This window comes from Tamlana crocina, assembly GCF_012037625.1.
This window is the reverse complement of record NZ_JAAVJS010000898.1, coordinates 1-279: the sequence shown is the minus strand read 5'-3', so window position 1 is coordinate 279 and position 279 is coordinate 1. Positions and strand designations below refer to the sequence as shown.

Genomic DNA, 279 nt, shown 5'->3' with positions numbered 1-279 from the left:
AGTGCCTTCAGAAGTACTTATTGGCTGGCTTGGGCATGAACTGGGGCATATTATGGACTACAGGGAAAAATCGGCAATGGGCCTTGTGATCTTTGGTTTGAGATATGTCACCTCCGAAAAATATATTAAGGAAGCCGAACGTGCCGCTGATACTTATGCCGTACACAGCGGAATGGGAGATTATATTCTTGCCACCAAGGATTTTATTTTAAATCACTCACATTTGTCTGACCATTACAAGGAGAGAATTTCGAGGCTGTACTTGTCGCCCGAAGAGAT

1 pseudogene is annotated in these 279 nt (G+C 43.7%); it reads left to right on the top strand.

The features are described from left to right. A pseudogene (locus HC176_RS19435) lies at positions 1-279 on the top strand (hypothetical protein); the annotation flags it as partial.